Source organism: Pandoraea capi (genome assembly GCF_902459735.1).
Taxonomy (GTDB): Bacteria; Pseudomonadota; Gammaproteobacteria; order Burkholderiales; family Burkholderiaceae; genus Pandoraea; species Pandoraea capi.
In genome coordinates this window covers 191,969-211,047 of the sequence record NZ_CABPRV010000001.1, presented here as the reverse complement: position 1 = coordinate 211,047, position 19,079 = coordinate 191,969, and the positions used below count along the sequence as shown (strand labels likewise).

Sequence of the window (19,079 nt, the reverse complement as noted above, 5' to 3'; positions counted from 1 at the left end):
TTGTCGTCATTGGCGAGTCATCCGGAAAAATTAAAAACCGCACTCGAATCCCGGGCTTTCGACATGTTTTGCATAACGAACAAACCGAAGGCATCTTTTGCGGCGTTGCCTTTATAATCCGCTAAATCGGACGTCGAATATCCGGAGTCTGGCAAGCAGGCACGCGCTACGGGGTGAAGTATGGTGCGTGCGGCTCGCTTGAGGGCCCGGTTCAAACGGTGCGGACAGCCAGGCTTTGCGCGCATCGCACATCAGGCTTCCGACGTTGTCCATCAAGCTGTCTTTCATGGGCGAGGAGACCGACGATGAAGTGTCCCGCTGTATTGCCGACGGAAAAGGAAAGGCTGGCTGCACTGGCGGATTACGGCCTGGGCAGCGAACGTCCGCTGCCGAGTCTCGACGCGGTCGTGCATATTGCTGCTCACATGTTCGGTGTGCCGGTCGCCGCCGTGAACATGGTCGGCAACGATCACGTCTTCTTTGCGGCCGCCACCGGCTTTTCAAGCACGGACAAGGACGTCGACATGAGTCGCGACGCCTCGTTCTGCGCGCATGCGATCAATGGCGAAGGCGTCATGGTCGTGCCCGATGCCACGCTCGACGAGCGCTTTTACGATAACCCGCTGGTCACTGGCAACGCGCAGGTGCGCTTCTACGCGGGCGTGCCGCTCAAATCGGTAGACGGCCATGCGCTCGGCGCGCTGTGCGTCATTGATAGCAAACCGAATCACACATTCACCGAGGTTGATCGCGAGCGCTTGCGCGAGTTGGGGCGCATGGCGTCCGACCGGCTCGAATTGCGGCGTGTGGAACTGTTCATCGAGCGTGAGCGCCACACGTTCGCGGAGCCGGAGCGGCACTCGCCGACGGCGATGATCCGCTTCGATGCCGACGGCGAAATTCTCGACTGGAATCATGCTGCGGCGGCGCTGTTCGGTCACGATGTCGCCGACGGCCCGGGACGCTCCGTCGAGACGCTGCTGGCCGGACGCAGCCGCGCCGCGCTACGCGATCAGATCACGCAAGCCGTCAGTGCCGGATCGGTCGACGGCATGACGATGCCGGCCGAAGTGCACGGCCAGCGTCGCGATGGCCGCGAGTTTCCGATGAGCCTGTCGCTGTTCTGCTGGAAGGAGAACGACTCGCAGACATTCAATGCCCACGTGCACGACCTGAGCACGTTGCGCGACGGTGGTGAGATGCTGAGGCGTCTGGCGAGCACCGATGTGCTGACCGGCATCGCGAATCGCGCGAGTTTCTATCGCGATGCCGAGGTGGCGTCGGTGTGTCTCAACGGCGCAGCCGTTGCCATCTTCGATCTCGACGGCTTCAAGGACATCAACGATACGCTCGGGCACGCCGTGGGCGACGGCATGCTTTGCGAGGTGTCGCGGCGCTTGACCCGCCTCGTACGCACAGTCGACACCGTGGCGCGCATCGGCGCCGACGAGTTCGCCTTGTTGCTGTGGGGTGTCACGGATGCCGTGGAAGCGCGCCGAAGGGCGGACGCCGCACTTGCCGCCATCGCGGAGCCGATGGTGGTTGGGGGATTCGACGTGCGGGTGAGCGCGTGCTGCGGCATTGCCGTGGCGCATCAGCAGACGGAGGAGGCGCTTAGTCTGATCAGCAACGCCGATCTCGCGCTTTCCCGGGCGAAGCAGCACGGCGCCGGGCAGACGTTCGTCTTCATCGAGGCATTACGTGTGGAAGCGACCGCACGACGTGTGTACAACATCGAGTTGCATCGCGCGGTCAACGACGGCGAGTTCGTGCTGTTCTATCAGCCGCAGGTGGATTTTGCCGACGGCTCGCTCACGGGGGCGGAGGCGCTGATCCGGTGGCGGCATCCGCAACGCGGCCTGCTCTCGCCGGCGGCGTTCCTCCCCGCGTTGGAGCGTGGGCCGCTGGCGGCGTCCGTCGGGGCATGGGTGCTCGACGAAGCGTGCGCGCAGGCGGCGTACTGGCGTCGCAACGGCGCGCCCGGCTTCCGTATCGGCGTGAATCTGTTCGGTCTGCAATTTCGCATCGGGAGCATCGTCGACGAGGTGAAGTCGGTGCTGGCGCGACACGGTTTGCCGCCGCAGGCACTGGAGCTGGAAGTCACCGAGAGCATCGTGCTCGATGACGATGTCGTGCTCGATGCGTTGCAACGTCTGCACGAACACGGCGTGAGCATTGCCTTCGACGACTTCGGCACGGGCTATGCGTCGATCAGCATGCTGCGCCGCTACCCGCTCAGCCGCATCAAGATCGACCGTTCGTTCGTGCAGGGCATGATGGAATCGGAGCGCGACGCATCGGTGGTGCGCGCGCTCGTGGACATGACGCGAAGCTTCGATCTGCGCACCATCGCGGAAGGTGTGGAAACGCCTCAGCAGCGCGACAATCTGCGCCAGCTCGGCTGTGACGAAGGGCAGGGGTATCTGTTCGGTGTGCCGATGCCCGCAGTCGAGTTCGGGGCGATGTTCGATGTGGGACGCCAGTTGAACCGGGCGTAAGCCTTTGTGCCGATGGGCACGAGAGGCTGCGCCGCCCATACCGTTATCACGGGAGGGCGGCGCTTTGCTAACCGAGTTCGCCTACTGCGCCGCTTTCGGCGGCTGAATCATCTTCCAGCCATTGCCGGCGGGATCGCGAAAACCGGCGTCGACACTGCCGTAGCGGTCCACGGGTTCTTGCGTGAATTCGACGCCCCGGGCCTTGAGCGTGTCGTAAGTGGCGCGGCAATCGTCGACATACAGCACGAGCGGCGGCATGGCGCCTTTGGCGACCATCGCCCGCAGCGTTTGCGCGGTCGCCTCGTCATGGATCGGCGGGCCGGGCACGAACAGGCCCAACTGAAAGTGCGGCTGGTCCGGATGCTGGACCGTCAGCCACCGATACGTGCCGTTGCGCGCGTCCGTGTGCACGCGAAACCCGAGTTTGTCGACGTAGAACGTCAGTGCTTCGTCCTGATCGTCCACGTACAGCCCCACTACGCCAACTCCCTGATTCATCCCGCTCATAACGCTCATAAGGCCTCCTTGGTTGATGGATGGACTGTATCGTCTGCCAGACGGCGGCGCTTCTCCAAAACTGCGATGTTGAGATCGGGCCGCTGCACGGCTTTGAGCACGCAGGCGGGCACAAGATCGAGCGGCGCCGGGTTCTCCCGTGCCTGCTTTCGGTACGCGCCGGGATTCTGCCCGGTGATGTCGCGAAAGATACGCCCGAACGTGCCCACGCTCTCCCAGCCCGTGGCGAAGGCAATATCGGTGATGTTGAAGTCAGTGTCGCGCAGGAGCGTGCTGGCCTGCTCGATGCGGCGCGTGAGCAGGTAGCGATGCGGGGGAAGCCCGAAGGCTTGCTTGAACGAGCGCGCGAAGTGCGCTTCCGAGGTCCCGCTGACAGCCGCCAGCCGCTTGACGGGCCAGGCTTCGTGCGAGGCGGCGTCCATCCGGTCCCGGGCGCGCAAGAGCCGACGCAGCAGCGCTGGCGATAGCGCGGGTCCGCTGTCGGACGGTGTGGCGGCGGGGCGACGTGCGGGAGACGACATGGCGGACTCGGGGATCGAAGAACGAGGATCGGATAGGGCCGACGGGCGCAATGAACGCCCGCCTAGTGTAAAGCCCAAACCCCCGCCCTCCCCCGAATCCGGGGAGCGCGCGCAAGCGACGCGCGACTCTCCGGCCGTGTCAGACCATGCGCCACCACGCGGACCCGCTATGCGGGGCGCGCATATCCACGTGCTCGCCCATCTCCGGCGTGATCAGCGACACGCCCTGTGCGGCGGCCAGCGCGGCGATGCGCTCGAACGGCTCCTGCCAGACATGCATCGACAGATCGAACGTGCCGTTGTGGATCGGCAGGAGGAGGCGTCCCTTGAGGTCGAGGTGCGCCTGAAGCGTTTCCTCGGGCTGCATGTGCACGTAAGCCCAGCGCTCGTTGTAGGCGCCGGTTTCCATAAGCGTGATGTCGAACGGACCGAACTTCTCGCCAATCGCCTTAAAGCCGTCGAAGTAGCCGGTATCGCCGCTGAAGAACACGCGCAGGTCGTCGTCACGAATGACCCACGACGCCCAGAGGCTGCGGTCGCTGTCGGTCAGCCCCCGGCCGGAGAAGTGCTGCGCCGGCGTGGCCGTCAGATGCAGGCCCTCGACCGTCGTCGACTGCCACCAGTCCAGTTGCTCCACTTGGCTCGCGTCGATGCCCCATGCAATCAGTTGGTCACCCACGCCCAGCGGCGTGATGAAGCGACGCGCTTTGTCCGCCAAGGCCATGACGGCGTGGCGGTCCAGGTGGTCGTAGTGGTTGTGCGAGAGGATGACGCCGGCAATGGGCGGCAGATCGTCGATGCCGATGGGCGGCGCATGAAAGCGGGCTGGGCCGAGCCACTGGAACGGCGAGGCGCGCTTCGAGAAGACCGGATCGGTAATCCAGAACTCGCCGCGCAGCTTCATGAGCACGGTCGAGTGGCCGAGCCGGAACAGGCTGCGATCCGGGGCGGCGTCCAGTTGGCTGAAGGTCATCGCGCGCACCGGAATCGGCTGGCTCGGCACCGTGCCGCGCGGCTTGTCGAACAGTACCGTCCAGAAGAGCTTCAGGCCCGCCAGGAAACCCATAGCGGGCCGTGGCGACGGGTTGCGAAAGCGCCCGTCGCGGTGTTGGGGAGATTCGGCGTAAGCCGGCCGACGGCGTTGGGGGCAACTGGAGACGGCGGTCACGGTAATTCCTGGATCAAGGGGGAGGGCAGGACGCGATTCGGAAAAACTACACCGATGAGTGTAGATTCAAATTTCGGAAAAGTATACTCATCAGTGTAAAATTGCCCGTTCGCAGGTTTTTGCCGGTCCCTGGTCCCTCCCTTTTACCCATTCCTCCCGCTCATGACTCAAGCCCCGAAACGCCTCACCGACCGAAAGCGCGACGCCATCATGGGCGCGGCGGTGAAGGAGTTTCGCACCGCCGGCTTCGAGGCCACGAGCATGGATCGGATTGCAGCGGCGGCGGGCGTATCGAAGCGCACCGTTTACAACCACTTCCCGAGCAAGGAAGAGTTGTTCGCGGTGATGCTCGAACATCTCTGGGACAGCAGTGCGGCGGGCGTGGACGTCGTCTATCGTGCCGATCAGCCGCTGGACGTGCAGTTGCGTCACCTGCTGATGCAAAAACTACAGTTGCTGGCAGATCAGAGCTTCATTGACTTGGCGCGCACGGCGATGGCCGAGATAATTCATTCCCCCGACCGCGCGGAGCGTATCGTTCGCCGGATGGGAGAGAAGGAAAGCTGTGAAACGGCGTGGATCCGCGCCGCGATGGCGGACGGACGTCTGGCGCAGGGCGATGCGGACTTTGTCGCCCATCAGTTGCAGGGACTCGTGAAGAGCTTTGCCTTCTGGCCGCAGGTCACGCTCGGAAAGGCGCCGCTGACCGAAGCCGAACGGGTGCGTGTGGCCGAAGCCGCGCTCGCCATGTTCCTCAGCTATTACGCGCGTTAGTCCTGGCGCCAGTTCCGTATCGGACGGTTGAAACACTGCAACACCGCATTACCCCCACATACACGAATCGCAAGTTGGAGCCCCGTCTTGAGCCAAATCGACGATCCCAAGCAGGCACAGGCCACCGGCGTGGCCGATGCCACCCATGACACCACGCGCATCGACGACGTTCGTATCGGCGCCGTGCGTCCGCTCATCTCTCCCGCCTTGCTGCTCGACGAACTGCCCGTACCGGCGCAGACCGAGACGCTGGTCGAGACGAGCCGCCGCGAAATCGCCGACGTGCTCGCGTTTCGCGATGACCGCCTCGTGGTCGTCGTCGGCCCGTGCTCGATTCACGATCACGATCAGGCGATGGAATACGCCCGCCTGCTCAAGGCCAAAAGCGAAACACTGCGCGACGACCTGCTGATCGTCATGCGCGTGTATTTCGAGAAGCCGCGCACGACGGTCGGCTGGAAGGGATACATCAACGATCCGCGTCTGGACGGCAGTTTCCGTATCAACGAGGGACTGCGCGCGGCGCGTCAGTTGCTGCTCGACATCAACGCGCTCGGCCTGCCGACCGGCACCGAATTCCTCGATCTGCTCAGCCCGCAGTACATCGCGGACCTCGTGGCATGGGGCGCCATCGGCGCACGCACGACCGAGAGCCAGAGCCACCGTCAGCTCGCCTCGGGGCTGTCGTGCCCCGTGGGCTTCAAGAACGGGACCGACGGCGGTGTGCAGGTCGCGGCGGACGCCATCGTGGCCGCCCGCTCGCCGCACGCGTTCATGGGCATGACGAAGATGGGCATGGCGGCCATCTTCGAGACGCGCGGTAACCGCGAGTGCCACGTGATTCTGCGTGGCGGCAAGCATGGACCGAACTTCGACGCGGCGTCGGTCGCGGCGTGCTGCGCGGCGCTCGCGAAGGCCGGGTTGCCCGAGGAAGTCATGATCGATTGCTCGCATGCGAACTCGAACAAGAATCATGAGAACCAGATTCCGGTGGCGCGCGATATCGGCAAGCAACTGGCCGGTGGCGAAAAGCGCATCGTCGGCGTGATGATCGAGAGCCATCTCAATGGCGGCCGTCAGGACCTCAAGCCCGGTGTGCCGCTCCAGCGCGGCGTGTCCATTACGGACGCCTGCATCGGCTGGGATCAGACCGCCGCGACACTCGACGAACTCGCACGGGCCGTGCGGGATCGTCGCAAGGCGGCATAACGATATCTGGCGAAGGCCGATGCAAAACGCCGCCATGTCGATACGACACCGGCGGCGTTTTGCATTCCGGACGGCGAGTTGCCTGTGACCGTCAGGCGTCAGCGGCTTGCCGTTGTCCGAGACCGGGAATCCGGTCGACGGCTGACAGCACCGCCTCCGGGGCAATCGTCCGTGTGCATTCGAACGCGCGCCCGGTGCCCTTGTGGCGCGGGCAGAAGTGAAAGTCGTCGTGGTTGTAGCGAATGGCAGGGTCGTGCCAGCAGCCGGTGCAGACGTCCGGATTGATGACGCGGTAGGGGGTCGCGAACTCGTTGTGCGGCAGCGTGAAGCCGGAGATGAGGACCGTTGGTGTCTGCATCGTCCAGGCGAGCCACGACAGGCCGCTCGACAACCCGACGAACGCGTCGGCATGCTGGAGCCAGCGGGCACGCTCGGTCAGCGGCAGATCGCCCGTGGCGTCGATGGCGCCGTCGGGAATCGACTGCCAGAAATCGTTCTTGCCGTGGCGCGGCTTCTGATCGATGCACACCACTTGCAAGCCGCGCTCGCGCAAACCCGCGACCACCGCCTCCCATCCTCCCGGCCGGTTCCAGTACTTGCACTGTGCCGTGCTCTGCACCGCGATGCACACGTACGGTTGTGCCATCGGACGCGACGTGTCCGGTAACGCCGTCCTCGCCGGGGCCTCACTGTCGTCCACGCCGAGAATGTGCGCCGCCGTCCGATGCAGCCCCGTCTCGCGAAAATCGCGCGGCTGCTGGATCAGCGTCGTGTCGTCGAAGAACAGGCCGACGTTGTACGTCGCGTAGTACTTGCGACGCTCCACCTTCTCCTGCTCGACGAAATCGATCTGCGGATGCGCGTCGCGAAACAGCGCCGCGACCGCCGGCGTGACCACGCATGCCAGCCGGCATCCATGCACCTCGGCGAAGCGCAACGCATATGGCAGCCAACCCAGCACGTCGCCCAGCGCGGCGAGCGGGAACTGGACAAGCACGTCCTGATCCCGAAGCTCAAAACGATGCTCGAAGACCACCACATCGTTGAGCCAGATCGTGATGCCGTAGGGTACGTAGTACTTGGCCGGGCTGCGCACCACGCCGGAGGATAGCGAGACGTCGTTCAGCGTGCTGTCGTCGCGCAGGTCGCTGATGCGTACACGCCACGGCAACGGCTGACCGAAGTCGGGGATCACCACGCGGGCGCCGTCGTTGAAGTCGAAGCGCAGGCCAGCCGGGCCGACCTGCGTCGGCAGCAGGGCGGGCGCGAGAAAGATCTGGCGCGGGGATTGGGCGAACGGCGTCACGGCCGGTGCGTTGCCGGCGGACGTCACGTTGTCGGGAGATGTGGGGGAGACGGCGTCGTTCATGGACGACACATTACGATGCCCGGCACGCGGGCAATCGCGCAGGAAACGAGCGGAAAAGGCCGTATTTCATGGAATTCGGCGATTTTGGCGGCGAAAGACCTTTCCGTCCCTTTCTTGCGCCAATGGCTTCCGCCTCGTTGTCCGTCACGTTTTGGCGTCGGAAGGGGCGCCCGCCACCATCTGATACTGCGTTCGCAACGCTTGCGTGAAGAGGCGGTGCGTTTCCCGCGGGTTTTCGCGACGGGTGAACATCGCCACGGGCGGCAGCGTCCACGTGAGCGACCACGGCACGATCGCCACGCCGGCAATGCGCACCAATTCCTCGGCGATGTCGGCGGGCAGCAGGGATACGGCGCGCTCGCTGCTGGCGAGCAACTCCCCGGTCAGCCGCGACGAGAAGCTCTCCACCACGGGCACGGGCGGCACTACGCCGGCATGCAGGAACAGGTCGGAAAGCTGATCGCGCAGGGGCGTGTTCGGTGCGCCCATCACCCAGTCGAGTTCGGCCAGTTGCGCCCATACCGGCGCGCTGCGGCCCAGCCGGGCGGCCAGACGGCGGCTCGCGACCACCCGCGGCATCTGGTGGTGCAGCACTTCGAACTGCACTTGCGTGGGGTCGACCGACGCCGCTGCGCGGGCGATCACGACGTCCAGCGTGTGATCGCGCAACTGCGCCATCAGGGCCTCGCTCGTGCCCTCATGCAGCGTGACGGTCAGGCGTTGGGGAATCTGGGCCAGGGTCTGCTGGATGGCCGCCGCGAGCATCGTGCCGGAAATGTAAGGAATCACGCCGACCTGCAAGCGCGCGGCATGTCCGGCCATCACGGCTTCGATATCGCGCGTGAGATGGTCCAGATCGTGCACCATCGCCTGCGCGCGGGCCAGCACCACGTCGCCGAGCGGCGTGGGGGTCATGCCGCGCGGCGTACGGTCGAACAGCGGGCCGCCGAGCATGCTTTCCAGCTCGGCAAGGGCGCTGGTCACCGCAGGCTGGCTGGTCGCCATATGCTCGGCCACCCGTGTGAGCGAGCCGTGCTGCTGAATTTGCAACAGCAACACGAGATGACGCATCTTGAGCCGGGTCGTCAGCCGCCGGACCACTTCCCCCGTATCGAAAGGCACCGCCACCATCTGTTCTCGATCCTCTGAAACCCCCGGTGCTCCGGGCTTATAACGAAAATATGATGCCCCCATAGTAATTCAGAATCGTCCCCCGCTGGCGGCTCCCTAGAATGGCCTCACCTCTGATGCGCCGGGGCGGTAGCCGTCTCCAGAACGGTTCGCTGCGCAAGACAGAGTCAGATAGCCGAGACATCCAACGAGGACGACATTGCCATGAGCAACAGCAACGATCACCAGGCCGCCCTGGAGTATCACCAGTTCCCGACCCCGGGCAAGATCTCCGTGACGGCCAGCAAGCCGCTCGTCACGCAGCGCGACCTGGCGCTCGCCTACACCCCGGGCGTCGCCATTCCGTGTCAGGAAATCGCGGCCGACCCGTCGGCCTCGTTCAAGTACACCGGCCGTGGCAACCTCGTCGGCGTGATCACCAACGGCTCCGCCGTGCTGGGGCTGGGCAACATCGGTGCGCTCGCCTCCAAGCCGGTCATGGAAGGCAAGGCCGTCCTCTTCAAGAAGTTCGCCGGGATCGATGTGTTCGACATCGAAATCACCGAGAGCGACCCGGACAAGCTGGTCGACATCATCGCCAGCCTCGAAGCCACGTTCGGCGGCATCAACCTCGAAGACATCAAGGCGCCGGAGTGCTTCACCGTCGAGCGCAAGCTGCGCGAACGCATGAAGATCCCCGTCTTCCACGACGACCAGCACGGCACGGCCATCACGGTGAGCGCTGCGTTCATCAACGGCCTGAAGGTGGTCGGCAAGGACATTCGCGAAGTGAAGGTCGTGACCTCGGGCGCCGGCGCCGCTGCGCTGGCTTGCCTGGACCTGATGATCGACCTCGGTCTGCCCATCGAAAACATCTGGGCGACGGACATCGACGGTGTCGTGTACGAAGGCCGCACCGTGGGCATGGACCCGGACAAGGCCCGTTTCGTCCAGAAGACCGACAAGCGCACCCTCGCCGAAGTGATCGAAGGCGCCGACGTGTTCATCGGCCTGTCCGCCGGCGGCGTGCTCAAGCCTGAAATGCTCAAGACGATGGCCTCGCGCCCGCTGATTCTGGCGCTCGCCAACCCGACGCCGGAAATCTTCCCGGAAGACGCCCGTGCCGCCCGCGACGACGTGGTGCTCGCCACCGGCCGCTCGGACTTCCCGAACCAGGTCAACAACGTTCTGTGCTTCCCGTACATCTTCCGTGGCGCACTCGACGTGGGCGCGACCACCATCACGCGCAACATGGAAATCGCCGCCGTGCACGCGATTGCCGGCCTCGCGCAGGAAGAACTCAACGACTCCGTCGCCAACGCTTACGGCGCGTATGACCTGTCATTCGGGCCGGAATACCTGATTCCGAAGCCGTTCGATTCGCGTCTGATCGTGCGTATCGCACCGGCCGTGGCACGTGCTGCCATGGAAGACGGCGTCGCGACGCGTCCGATCGAGGACTTCGACGCCTACGCCGACCAGTTGCAGCAGTTCGTGTACCACTCGGGCGCGTTCATGAAACCGATCTTCTCGGCGGCCAAGCAACTCGTGCGTGACGGCGGCAAGTCGCGCATCGTGTTCGCCGAAGGCGAGGAAGAGCGCGTGCTGCGCGCCGTGCAGGTGATCGTCGACGAGAAGCTGGCGCGTCCGATTCTGGTGGGACGTCCGGAAGTGCTGCTCGCGCGCATCGAGAAGTTCGGTCTGCGTCTGCGTCTTGGCGAAGACGTCGAAGTCACCAACCCGTACTACGACGAGCGCTTCCACCAGTACTGGACCAGCTACTGGGAACTGCGTTGCCGCGATGGCATCACCAAGGAGATGGCGCGTGTCGAAATGCGTCGTCGTCTCACGCTGATCGGCGCGATGATGGTGCGTCTGGGCGATGCCGACGGCATGATCTGCGGCACCGTGGGGGCGTATCACGATCACCTGCGCTTCGTCGACGAAGTCATCGGCAAGCAAGCGGGCGCGAACACCTATGCAGCGATGAACATTCTGCTGCTCGACAAGCGCACCGTGGCGCTCGTGGACACGCACGTCAACGATGATCCGACGGCCGAGCAGATCACCGAATTCACGTTGGCTGCGGCCAAGCAGATGACGCGTCTGAACCTCAACCCGAAGGTCGCGCTGCTCTCGCGTTCGAACTTCGGCTCGGGCAGCGCCGCGTCGGGCACGAAGATGCGCCGTGTGCTGGAGATGGTGACGGCTCAGGCGCCGGATCTGGAAATCGACGGCGAAATGCACGGCGATTGCGCGCTGGACGAAGGTCTGCGCAGCCGCATCCTGCCGCACTCGCGTCTGAAGGGCGCCGCCAACCTGCTGGTGTGCCCGAACGTCGACTCCGGCAACATCGCCTACAACCTGCTCAAGACGGGCGCAGGCAGCAACGTGGCCGTCGGTCCGTTCCTGCTGGGCGTAGGCGCGCCGGTCAACGTGCTGACGTCGAGCTCGACCGTGCGACGCATCATCAACATGACGGCACTGACGGTCATCCAGGCCAATCGTGACTGAAGTCCACCCGGCGCTCGTGCTCCGGGAGATGTTCCGGCGCGCGACGCCGGTCGCGATGCGCCAGACGGCGTAAGCGATCGAAGGTACGTGTGAGCCCCGGCGGGGTCGGCAGCAGCATCGACACGATGCGCTGCCGAAACCGCCGGGGCTTTTTCGTTGCGTACGGGGCTGCGTCCTGCGCATCGTCTTCATCGAGTGGCACACGACGTGGCTTGCTCAGCAATCGCGTGCACAGCCATTCCAGCGCGCTGCACATCACAAAGTAGATCAGTGCGACGAACGCGAACACTTCGGCGGGATACACCATCAGCCGGTTGTTGACCTGCGTGGCGACGAACGACAGTTCGGCCACGCCGACGATGTACGCCAGCGAGGTGTCCTTCACGAGCGATACCCACTGATTGATGAACGATGGCGTCATGATGCGTAGCGCCTGCGGCAACACGATGTGCCGCAGCGTCTGCGCGCGCGTGAGACCGAGCGACATGCCGGCCTGCCACTGCGCGATGCCCACACCGCGAATCCCGGCGTAGACCGTGTGCGAGAGATACGCGCCGCCGATCAGCGCGAGCGCGCACGCCACGGTGGCCAGGCCGGGGACATTCACGCCGAACAGGATCGGCAGCAGGAAATACGTCCAGAAAATCAACATCAGCACCGGGATCGCGCGAAAGAAGCCGATCACGAACGTGAGCGCCCATCGCGACGGGCCGCTGAGCATCGCCAGTGCGATGCCGCCCGCCAGACCGAGCACGCCCGAGGCGAGCGCGCTCACGCTCGCGAGCAAGAGCGTGAGTGCTGCACCCGAGAGCGGGCCGTCGGGAAAGGCGCCCCAGAGCAGGTAGGGCAGGTTGTCGACTACGGCGGAGAAATTCATGGCGGGTTCATGACGGATGGGTGGCGCTAGCGCGGGCGCGGTTCATCGGCAGGCGCAGACGAGTCAAGGGGCGTAGCACGCGGTGATCAACGCGATGGCGCGGCGGCATGGCGATGCGTTGTAGCCATGCTGACGGCTTCGATCAGCGCGATGACACCGATATAGAGCAGCGTGGCGATGCCGAACGCCTGAAACGTCTTGAAGGTTTCCGTCTCGACCTGACGCGATGCGTACGAGAGTTCCGCCAGCCCGATCGCCATCGTCAGCGAGGAATTCTTCACGACGTTCATGTATTGCCCGAAGAGCGGAGGCAGGGCGATGCGCACCGCTTGCGGCAAGACCACGTGACGGAAGATCGCGAAGCGGGTGAGACCGAGGGCGGCGGCGGCATGCGTTTGCCCCGCGGGCACGCCGCGCAGTCCTGCGCGAATCTCTTCACCGATGAAGGCCGTGGTGTAGATCGTCAGGCCGACGAAGCCTGCGAGGGTTTCCAGCGTCGGCCAGCGGATATCGAACAGCACGACGTGCCAGACGTGCGCCTGCGACAGCCATTGCACGGCATCCGGTGGCAGCAAGGCCGCCACGCCGAAATACCAGAAGAAGAGTTGTACCAGCAACGGCGTGTTGCGCATGAGCGCAACGAACGTGGCGGCAGGGCGGGAGAACAGCGGGTTATCCGAGTTGCGTGCGACGGCCAGCACGAAGCCGAGCAACGTCGCGGCGGCGCTCGCGGCGGCAGTCAGCGCGAGCGTGACACCGAAGCCGGTCAGCAGCCAGCCGAGAGACTTCGGGGCGAGCCAGTCGATCATGGCAGGAGTTCCGATGGGGGCATGCAAGACGCGACTCAAGACGTGATGCGAGACGCCGTGCATGAAGCAATGCAACAGGCCGGGCACGCACGGGGCTCTCATCCCATGCGCCCTGGCCGGGGCCGACGGGCAAGCGTCAGACGGTGACGGCTTACGACTTGCGCCTTACGCTTTGTCGCCGATCTTGAACAGACGCGGCAGCGGCTGAGCCGACTTCGGACCGAACCAGCGGTCGTAGATGTTGGCGGCGGTGCCGTCCTTCTCCAGATCGCGAAGCGTGTCGTTGACGAAGGTGGTCAGACGCGGCTCACCCTTGGGCACACCAACGCCCATGTAGTCGTTGGAGATCGTGAAGGCGGGGATCTCATAGTTCTGCTTGTCCGGCACGTTGGCGAGCAGACCGATGAGCTTCGGTCCGTCCTGAGTGATCGCCTGCACGGTGCCCGTGCGCAATGCGGCGAAGGCGAACGGCGTGTCGTCGAACGCGACGATGGTCGCCTTCGGGAATTTCTCGCGCAGCGTGATCTCGTTCGTCGTGCCCTTGTCGGCGCCGATGCGCAACGCGCTCAGTTGGTCCGGCGACGACAACGTGCCTTTCTTGGCGAGGAACTGCTGACCCGAGGAGAAGTAGGGAATGCTGAAGTCGACCTGCTTGGCACGCTCGTCGGTGATCGTGAAGTTGGCCAGCACGAGGTCGACCTTCTTCGAGGTGAGGAACGGAATGCGGTTGGCCGGGTTGGTCGGTTGCAGTTCCAGCTTCACGCCAAGCTTGTCGGCGAGGGCTTTCGCGTAATCGACATCGAGGCCGACGATCTTGTGCGACTTCGCGTCCACGTAGCCGAACGGCGGGTTGCTGTCGAACGTGGCAACGCGCAGCACACCGGCCTTCTTGATGTCGTCGAGCTTGTCGGCATGCGCGGCGAGCGGGGCGAGGGCGACGGCGCCGAGCAGTGCTGCGGCGAGGGGCTTCGCAAGGGAAAGGCGTGCGGTGAAGCGCGCTGCGAGATGTGTTGCGAGAGGTGCTGAGAAAGGTGCGCGTGGTTGGCGATTCTGTTTTTGCATGGCCTGTTGGGCTCCGTTTTTCGTTGATCCGTGATGAGTCCCGAAAGCGTCGACGCATAAAGGCACGGCGTGGACAGACATCGACGGGGACCTGGCTGCGGGTAGCAGCGAGCGGGCATCAACGATAACGGGGCGGGCACGCGCGCCCAACCAACCGATTTTTCTTAGCAAAACGCCGACGCTGATAAGCGCCGGCGCTTTGTCACAACATCACTGCTTTACAGCATCAACTACGGCTTTACAGCTTCGCGGTCAAACGTACAACGAGAGCTACAACGAGAAGCGGCGATCAACCGTGGTGGCGGTCGTGGTCACGACCGCGATTGTCGTGACGATCCGGACCCGGGCCCGGGCCGTGATCCCATCCGCCACGGTTCAACTCCCAACCGTGCGGTCCCTGATGCCAGGCCGGTGCGCGATAGGCATAACCCGGGCGGGCACGTTCCCAGTGACCGGCACGCCACGCATGGCGGTGACCGTCCCAGTCCCAGAAGCCCGGTGCCCAGACATAGCCTGCACGCGGCGGCGGCACCGGCTCATAACGAGGTGCCGGCGGGGCGCCGATGCTGATCGAAACGCCCACCTGAGCGTGAGCCGGTGCAACAGCAACGCCGCCGAGCGTGGCAGCGACAAGCGCGATGGTCAAAGTCAGTTTTTTCATTTTCGCCCCCTTGAAAGCGAAGTTCTTGGTACGCCTTCATCGTACGGGGCAAAGGGACAATGACTAAGCAAATAGTCGTAAGAAAATGTTGAAAATGTTTCGTTTCATTCCACGAAAGTTCGCGTGTGCAAAGGATTCGACGCCATCCGCAATCGGTCGGGATTGCCGATGGCGCACGGGTTTTCCGGGGCAGCGACGACGCTTCGATCAAAGCGAAGACGCGCGCTGATGCCGGTACTCCTGCGTGCGTCCGCCGTAACCGTAAGCCGCGGCGCGCGCATCGATCCCATGGATGTACGAGCACTGGTGAACGTTACCGAGTAGTCCCGACAGCGCTTCGAAAACCCGTGAAATGAATAGCGCCTTTTCCGCTTTCGTATTCGTCTCGTCCGTCACGCTGATATCGAGATGGAATGCGTTCTTGCCTTGCTCCGAGAGCGGCGTGCCGCCGATGAACCAGCGCTCGTGCGGAATGTAATCGACGGTCACGGCAATGACTTCCGGCGCCTTGTGCAGCGTGTCGACGGTCAATTGCGAAACGGCGCGTACGGCGTCGCGGCTGAGGGTGTCGTTGGGCGTGCCCGAGAGTTGCAGGACGATGTGCGGCATGGTGAGGCTCCTGAAGAATGAGAGTCGATGAAGACGACGAGTTCAGTCTAGGGAGTTGTTTGACATCGGAAAAGCGGGAATATACGATTCCATCCATCGGTTTCATCAATGGATGATGTCATGGTCCCCGGATTCGATTTCGATCAGTTGCGCACCTTCGTCGTGGTGGCCGAGGCGGGCAGTCTTTCCGCTGCGGCGCCGCGCGTATTTCTGTCGCAGTCTTCCGTCAGCGAGCAGATTCGCAAGCTCGAAGAGCGCATCGGCGTGACGCTGTTCACGCGAGGCAAGCAGGGCGTGTCGCCCACGCCGGCGGGCGAGCGTCTGCTTGGCCATGCCCGGCAGTTGATCGCGCAGTCTGAGCAGGCGTGGCAAGACGTAGGCGGCTTCTCGCTCGCGGGGGAATTGCGGCTGGCGATCACCGATTACTTCCGTCCTGCCGAGGTGGCGCGCATGCTGCGGCATCTTGGTGTGGCCTACCCGTCGCTGCGTATTCACGTGACGATTCTGAAAAGCGGCGTGATCGAGAGTGGTTACGACGCGGGCGATTTCGACATCGGGCTGTCGATGCGTGTGCTCGGCAAGTCGCTAGGTCGAGATGCCGTAGCAGGCACGCGAACGCTCGGGCGCGAGTCGCTCGATTGGGTGGCATCTCCCGATTTCGTGCTGGAAGACGGCGCGCCGCTACCACTGCTGGTGCTGCCCGACACCTGCGCGCTGCATCGCTTCACCACGCAATGGCTCGACGAGCAGCAGGTGCCGTACACCATCGCGCACGTGGCGTCGGGCGTGGCGGGGCTGCAATTGGCCTTGAATGCGGGACTGGGGGTGGCGTGTCTTAACGCGTCGGCGGCCGGCGCATCGCTCGTGCGCATCGAGACATTGATGCCGGGGCGGCGTCTTCCCGCGCTGCCTGACGCCGAATTTCACTTGCTGCCCGCGCGTCGCAGCGAACCCGAGTGGGTCACGCAGGCGCGCGATGCGCTGGCGGAGCAGTTGACGGCGTCCGCCGGAATTACAGCGCGTTGAGCGGAATCTTCAGATAGCGCGTGCCGTTCGCTTCCGGCGCGGGCATGTCGCCTGCGCGAATGTTCACCTGCACGGCGGGCAGGATCAGCGTGGGCATGTCGAGGGTGCGATCACGGGCTTCGCGCATGGCGACGAAAGCGTCTTCATCGATGCCGTCATGCACGTGGATGTTCGCGCGTCGCTGTTCGCCCACGGTCGTTTGCCAGTTCGCGGCGCGCCCGGCCGGCGGGTAGTCGTGGCACATGAACAAGCGGGTTGACGCTGGCAGCGACAGCAGACGTCGAATCGACCGGAACAGCGTGTGGGCGTTGCCGCCGGGGAAATCGCAGCGCGCGGTGCCGACGTCCGGCATGAAGAGCGTGTCGCCCACGAAGACCGCATCGCCCACCAGATAGGCCATGTCGGCCGGTGTGTGGCCCGGCACGAACATCGCCTTCGCCTGCAAGGTGCCGATGGCGAACGTCTCGCCGTCTTCGAACAGATGGTCGAATTGCGAGCCGTCCGGGGGCACGTCCGCACCGAGATGGAACAGCTTCTTGAAGACGTGCTGCACGTCGCGGATGTGCGCGCCGATGGCGATGCATCCGCCCACACGCTCCTTGAGCCAGCGCGCCGACGACAGATGGTCCGCGTGCGCGTGCGTCTCCAGAATCCAGTCGACGGTGAGTTGCTGCGCAACGACGAAGGCGAGCACGCGTTCAGCCGAGCCGGTGTGCGTGCGACCGGCCTTCGGGTCGTAGTCGAGTACCGGATCGATGATCGCCGCATGGCCGCCGGGCGCATCGAACACGACATACGTGACCGTGGCGGTGACGGTGTCGAAAAAGGCTTCGATGTGTGCTGGCGTGGCTGACATGACCGTCTCCTGCAAGAATTTATCGACTCATATATTATAAATCAGTAAAGTGTCCGCACTACACGTGACACTCCATGACATCGCGCAAAGCGGTGCGGCATGTTGTCGCTCCCGCTTTGTTCGGGTGTCCTGATTCGCCATCGATCCTGCCATGCCACGAGCCACTGCGCTATCCCCCGTCGAGCCGTTTGTGTCGGCGCCGTCTGCCGAGTCCGCCGCATCTGCTGCTGCGCTCGACGTGGCCCATCTGCGCACGGCCGCTCAGGGGGCCACGGCCTTGTTGCGCGCGCTCGCCAACGAAGACCGTCTGCTGATTCTGTGTCAGCTCACGCAGGGCGAGCGATCGGTGGGGGAACTGGAAGCCCAGCTCGACATCCGGCAACCCACGCTCTCCCAACAGCTCGCCGTGTTGCGTAGCGAGGCGCTGGTGACCACGCGACGCGACGGCAAACGTATCTATTACGCCGTGGCCGATGGGGCGGTCCTTGCCGTGCTTGCCTGTCTTTACGATCAGTTTTGTCCGAAACCTTGACGTCATCCGGCGCGCAAGGCGTACCCGGTCCGCCGGACTACATCGATTTCCTCCGATCTCGCTGCGGGAGCTGGTTTTCATGACACTCGACACACTTCATTTCACTCCCTGGGCATCGCTTGCCGGCGGTGTGCTGGTCGGGCTGGCGGCCGTCTGGTTAATGCTGTCCTCGGGACGCATTGCCGGCATCTCCGGCATCGTGGGCGGCTTGTTACGGCCGCGGGCGGGAGACGTCGGATGGCGCGTGGCGTTCATCGTCGGGTTGATGGCGGCGCCGTGGGGGTATCGCGCGGTGGCCGTCGTCCCCGAGGCGCAGATCGAGGCGAGCACGGCGATGTTGCTCGGCGCGGGGTTGCTGGTTGGCTTCGGCACGCGTCTGGGGTCGGGATGCACGAGCGGCCACGGCGTTTGCGGGCTATCGCGTTTATCGTGGCGCTCGCTCGTCGCCACGTTGTGTTTCATGGCGACCGGTTTCTTGACCGTGTACGTCGTGCGTCACGTGCTGGGTATGGGGGGCTCGGTATGAAGAAGCTGATTTTCGCGTTGATCGGCGGTCTCGTCTTCGGCGTGGGGTTGATTCTCGCGGGCATGGCGAATCCGGCGAAGGTTCTCGGCTTTCTCGACCTCGCGGGGAAGTGGGACCCGTCGCTCGCCTTCGTGATGGGCGGTGCGGTGGCTGTGGGTCTCGTAGGGTTCCGGCTCGCCCGGTCGCAGCCGCAGGCATGGACGGGGGAACCACGTGTCTGGCCGTCGTTGCGTGGCCTGGGGGACGTGGACAAGCGTCTGGTGATCGGTGCGTTGCTGTTCGGCGTGGGGTGGGGCATCGCCGGCATTTGCCCCGGCCCGGCACTGGTGTTGCTCGGCGCCGGCTCGGGCAAGGCGGTGCTGTTCGTCGCCGCGATGGCCGTGGGCATGGCAATCCACGCCGTGGTCATCCGGCCCGAAGCGAAATCGACGTGACCGTCGCA

At 64.4% G+C, this 19,079-nt stretch carries 18 protein-coding genes and 1 pseudogene; 8 read left to right on the top strand and 11 right to left on the bottom strand.

Translation table 11 applies throughout. The features are described from left to right. Positions 1 to 305 precede the first annotated feature (305 nt). The gene (locus PCA20602_RS00880) at positions 306 to 2,498 is read left to right on the top strand and encodes a putative bifunctional diguanylate cyclase/phosphodiesterase (RefSeq protein ID WP_150719579.1); all 2,193 of its coding nucleotides are present in this window, start codon (positions 306 to 308) and stop codon (positions 2,496 to 2,498) included. 81 nt (positions 2,499 to 2,579) lie between these two features. Here PCA20602_RS00880 and PCA20602_RS00875 read toward each other — a convergent pair whose 3' ends face one another. The 3 genes from PCA20602_RS00875 to PCA20602_RS00865 form a co-directional block, all read right to left on the bottom strand. Beyond that, positions 2,580 to 2,996, bottom strand: a complete 417-nt coding sequence (locus PCA20602_RS00875; protein WP_150719978.1) for a VOC family protein — start codon at positions 2,994 to 2,996, stop codon at positions 2,580 to 2,582. Positions 2,997 to 3,010: 14 nt separating this feature from the next. Next, the gene (locus PCA20602_RS00870) at positions 3,011 to 3,535 is read right to left on the bottom strand and encodes a helix-turn-helix transcriptional regulator (protein ID WP_150719578.1); all 525 of its coding nucleotides are present in this window, start codon (positions 3,533 to 3,535) and stop codon (positions 3,011 to 3,013) included. 139 nt (positions 3,536 to 3,674) lie between these two features. Then, complete coding sequence (locus tag PCA20602_RS00865) at positions 3,675 to 4,601, bottom strand: MBL fold metallo-hydrolase (RefSeq protein ID WP_217432342.1); 927 nt, start codon at positions 4,599 to 4,601, stop codon at positions 3,675 to 3,677. 264 nt (positions 4,602 to 4,865) lie between these two features. On the opposite strand from PCA20602_RS00865, the gene PCA20602_RS00860 reads away from it, so the two are divergent. Further along, positions 4,866 to 5,477, top strand: a complete 612-nt coding sequence (locus PCA20602_RS00860) for a TetR/AcrR family transcriptional regulator (protein WP_150719576.1) — start codon at positions 4,866 to 4,868, stop codon at positions 5,475 to 5,477. Positions 5,478 to 5,564: 87 nt separating this feature from the next. Continuing rightward, entirely contained in the window at positions 5,565 to 6,686 is a 1,122-nt protein-coding gene (locus PCA20602_RS00855) for a 3-deoxy-7-phosphoheptulonate synthase (RefSeq protein ID WP_150719575.1), read from the top strand. A 91-nt stretch (positions 6,687 to 6,777) separates the two neighbouring features. Here the strand turns inward: PCA20602_RS00855 and PCA20602_RS00850 are convergent, their stop codons facing one another. Together PCA20602_RS00850 and PCA20602_RS00845 are read right to left on the bottom strand one after the other, a co-directional pair. Further along, positions 6,778 to 8,055, bottom strand: coding sequence for an autotransporter strand-loop-strand O-heptosyltransferase (locus PCA20602_RS00850; protein WP_150719574.1), 1,278 nt, complete (start codon positions 8,053 to 8,055; stop codon positions 6,778 to 6,780). Between the two features lie 144 nt (positions 8,056 to 8,199). After that, entirely contained in the window at positions 8,200 to 9,177 is a 978-nt protein-coding gene (locus PCA20602_RS00845; protein ID WP_150719977.1) for a LysR family transcriptional regulator, read from the bottom strand. A gap of 213 nt (positions 9,178 to 9,390) precedes the next feature. Between PCA20602_RS00845 and PCA20602_RS00840 the strand changes: the two genes are divergently transcribed. Next, complete coding sequence (locus PCA20602_RS00840) at positions 9,391 to 11,679, top strand: NADP-dependent malic enzyme (RefSeq protein ID WP_069341581.1); 2,289 nt, start codon at positions 9,391 to 9,393, stop codon at positions 11,677 to 11,679. Positions 11,680 to 11,821: 142 nt separating this feature from the next. Here the strand turns inward: PCA20602_RS00840 and PCA20602_RS00835 are convergent. From PCA20602_RS00835 to PCA20602_RS00815, 5 genes and pseudogenes are all read right to left on the bottom strand, one after another. Beyond that, a pseudogene (locus PCA20602_RS00835) lies at positions 11,822 to 12,556 on the bottom strand (amino acid ABC transporter permease); the annotation flags it as partial. A gap of 86 nt (positions 12,557 to 12,642) precedes the next feature. Continuing rightward, the gene (locus PCA20602_RS00830) at positions 12,643 to 13,365 is read right to left on the bottom strand and encodes an amino acid ABC transporter permease (protein WP_150719572.1); all 723 of its coding nucleotides are present in this window, start codon (positions 13,363 to 13,365) and stop codon (positions 12,643 to 12,645) included. A 165-nt stretch (positions 13,366 to 13,530) separates the two neighbouring features. Next, the gene (locus PCA20602_RS00825; RefSeq protein ID WP_150719571.1) at positions 13,531 to 14,427 is read right to left on the bottom strand and encodes an ABC transporter substrate-binding protein; all 897 of its coding nucleotides are present in this window, start codon (positions 14,425 to 14,427) and stop codon (positions 13,531 to 13,533) included. A 289-nt stretch (positions 14,428 to 14,716) separates the two neighbouring features. Next, a complete protein-coding gene (locus PCA20602_RS00820; protein WP_150719570.1) occupies positions 14,717 to 15,088 on the bottom strand; it encodes a YXWGXW repeat-containing protein in 372 nt (123 codons plus the stop codon). A gap of 207 nt (positions 15,089 to 15,295) precedes the next feature. After that, positions 15,296 to 15,697 carry a tautomerase family protein gene (locus PCA20602_RS00815; RefSeq protein ID WP_150719569.1) on the bottom strand — a complete coding sequence of 134 codons (402 nt, stop codon included), beginning with the start codon at positions 15,695 to 15,697 and terminating at the stop codon, positions 15,296 to 15,298. A 120-nt stretch (positions 15,698 to 15,817) separates the two neighbouring features. Between PCA20602_RS00815 and PCA20602_RS00810 the strand changes: the two genes are divergently transcribed. After that, positions 15,818 to 16,723, top strand: a complete 906-nt coding sequence (locus PCA20602_RS00810) for a LysR family transcriptional regulator (protein WP_246181962.1) — start codon at positions 15,818 to 15,820, stop codon at positions 16,721 to 16,723. Here PCA20602_RS00810 and PCA20602_RS00805 read toward each other — a convergent pair. Next, the gene (locus PCA20602_RS00805; protein WP_150719567.1) at positions 16,710 to 17,579 is read right to left on the bottom strand and encodes an MBL fold metallo-hydrolase; all 870 of its coding nucleotides are present in this window, start codon (positions 17,577 to 17,579) and stop codon (positions 16,710 to 16,712) included. The genes PCA20602_RS00810 and PCA20602_RS00805 overlap by 14 nt on opposite strands. Before the next feature lie 151 nt (positions 17,580 to 17,730). Here PCA20602_RS00805 and PCA20602_RS00800 point away from each other — a divergent pair, with 151 nt between their 5' ends. The 3 genes from PCA20602_RS00800 (at position 17,731) to PCA20602_RS00790 (ending at position 19,071) form a co-directional block, all read left to right on the top strand. After that, the gene (locus PCA20602_RS00800; RefSeq protein ID WP_150719566.1) at positions 17,731 to 18,111 is read left to right on the top strand and encodes an ArsR/SmtB family transcription factor; all 381 of its coding nucleotides are present in this window, start codon (positions 17,731 to 17,733) and stop codon (positions 18,109 to 18,111) included. 79 nt (positions 18,112 to 18,190) lie between these two features. After that, on the top strand, positions 18,191 to 18,637 hold the full coding sequence (locus tag PCA20602_RS00795) for a YeeE/YedE family protein (RefSeq protein ID WP_150719565.1): 447 nt from the start codon (positions 18,191 to 18,193) through the stop codon (positions 18,635 to 18,637). After that, positions 18,634 to 19,071 (top strand): DUF6691 family protein, encoded by a 438-nt coding sequence (locus PCA20602_RS00790; protein ID WP_150719564.1) that lies wholly within the window; start codon positions 18,634 to 18,636, stop codon positions 19,069 to 19,071. Before PCA20602_RS00795 ends, PCA20602_RS00790 begins: the two co-directional genes overlap by 4 nt. Positions 19,072 to 19,079 lie beyond the last annotated feature (8 nt).

What these genes read in the sequence shown, in the direction of transcription:
- PCA20602_RS00825 (WP_150719571.1), bottom strand. Translation starts at nt 14,427, where the DNA reads ATGCAAAAACAGAATCGCCAACCACGCGCACCTTTCTCAGCACCTCTC.
- PCA20602_RS00815 (WP_150719569.1), bottom strand. Translation starts at nt 15,697, where the DNA reads ATGCCGCACATCGTCCTGCAACTCTCGGGCACGCCCAACGACACCCTC.
- PCA20602_RS00790 (WP_150719564.1), top strand. Translation starts at nt 18,634, where the DNA reads ATGAAGAAGCTGATTTTCGCGTTGATCGGCGGTCTCGTCTTCGGCGTG.
- PCA20602_RS00870 (WP_150719578.1), bottom strand. Translation starts at nt 3,535, where the DNA reads ATGTCGTCTCCCGCACGTCGCCCCGCCGCCACACCGTCCGACAGCGGA.
- PCA20602_RS00880 (WP_150719579.1), top strand. Translation starts at nt 306, where the DNA reads ATGAAGTGTCCCGCTGTATTGCCGACGGAAAAGGAAAGGCTGGCTGCA.
- PCA20602_RS00795 (WP_150719565.1), top strand. Translation starts at nt 18,191, where the DNA reads ATGACACTCGACACACTTCATTTCACTCCCTGGGCATCGCTTGCCGGC.
- PCA20602_RS00820 (WP_150719570.1), bottom strand. Translation starts at nt 15,088, where the DNA reads ATGAAAAAACTGACTTTGACCATCGCGCTTGTCGCTGCCACGCTCGGC.
- PCA20602_RS00810 (WP_246181962.1), top strand. Translation starts at nt 15,818, where the DNA reads ATGGTCCCCGGATTCGATTTCGATCAGTTGCGCACCTTCGTCGTGGTG.
- PCA20602_RS00850 (WP_150719574.1), bottom strand. Translation starts at nt 8,055, where the DNA reads ATGAACGACGCCGTCTCCCCCACATCTCCCGACAACGTGACGTCCGCC.
- PCA20602_RS00865 (WP_217432342.1), bottom strand. Translation starts at nt 4,601, where the DNA reads ATGGGTTTCCTGGCGGGCCTGAAGCTCTTCTGGACGGTACTGTTCGAC.
- PCA20602_RS00840 (WP_069341581.1), top strand. Translation starts at nt 9,391, where the DNA reads ATGAGCAACAGCAACGATCACCAGGCCGCCCTGGAGTATCACCAGTTC.
- PCA20602_RS00805 (WP_150719567.1), bottom strand. Translation starts at nt 17,579, where the DNA reads ATGTCAGCCACGCCAGCACACATCGAAGCCTTTTTCGACACCGTCACC.
- PCA20602_RS00830 (WP_150719572.1), bottom strand. Translation starts at nt 13,365, where the DNA reads ATGATCGACTGGCTCGCCCCGAAGTCTCTCGGCTGGCTGCTGACCGGC.
- PCA20602_RS00800 (WP_150719566.1), top strand. Translation starts at nt 17,731, where the DNA reads ATGCCACGAGCCACTGCGCTATCCCCCGTCGAGCCGTTTGTGTCGGCG.
- PCA20602_RS00875 (WP_150719978.1), bottom strand. Translation starts at nt 2,996, where the DNA reads ATGAATCAGGGAGTTGGCGTAGTGGGGCTGTACGTGGACGATCAGGAC.
- PCA20602_RS00860 (WP_150719576.1), top strand. Translation starts at nt 4,866, where the DNA reads ATGACTCAAGCCCCGAAACGCCTCACCGACCGAAAGCGCGACGCCATC.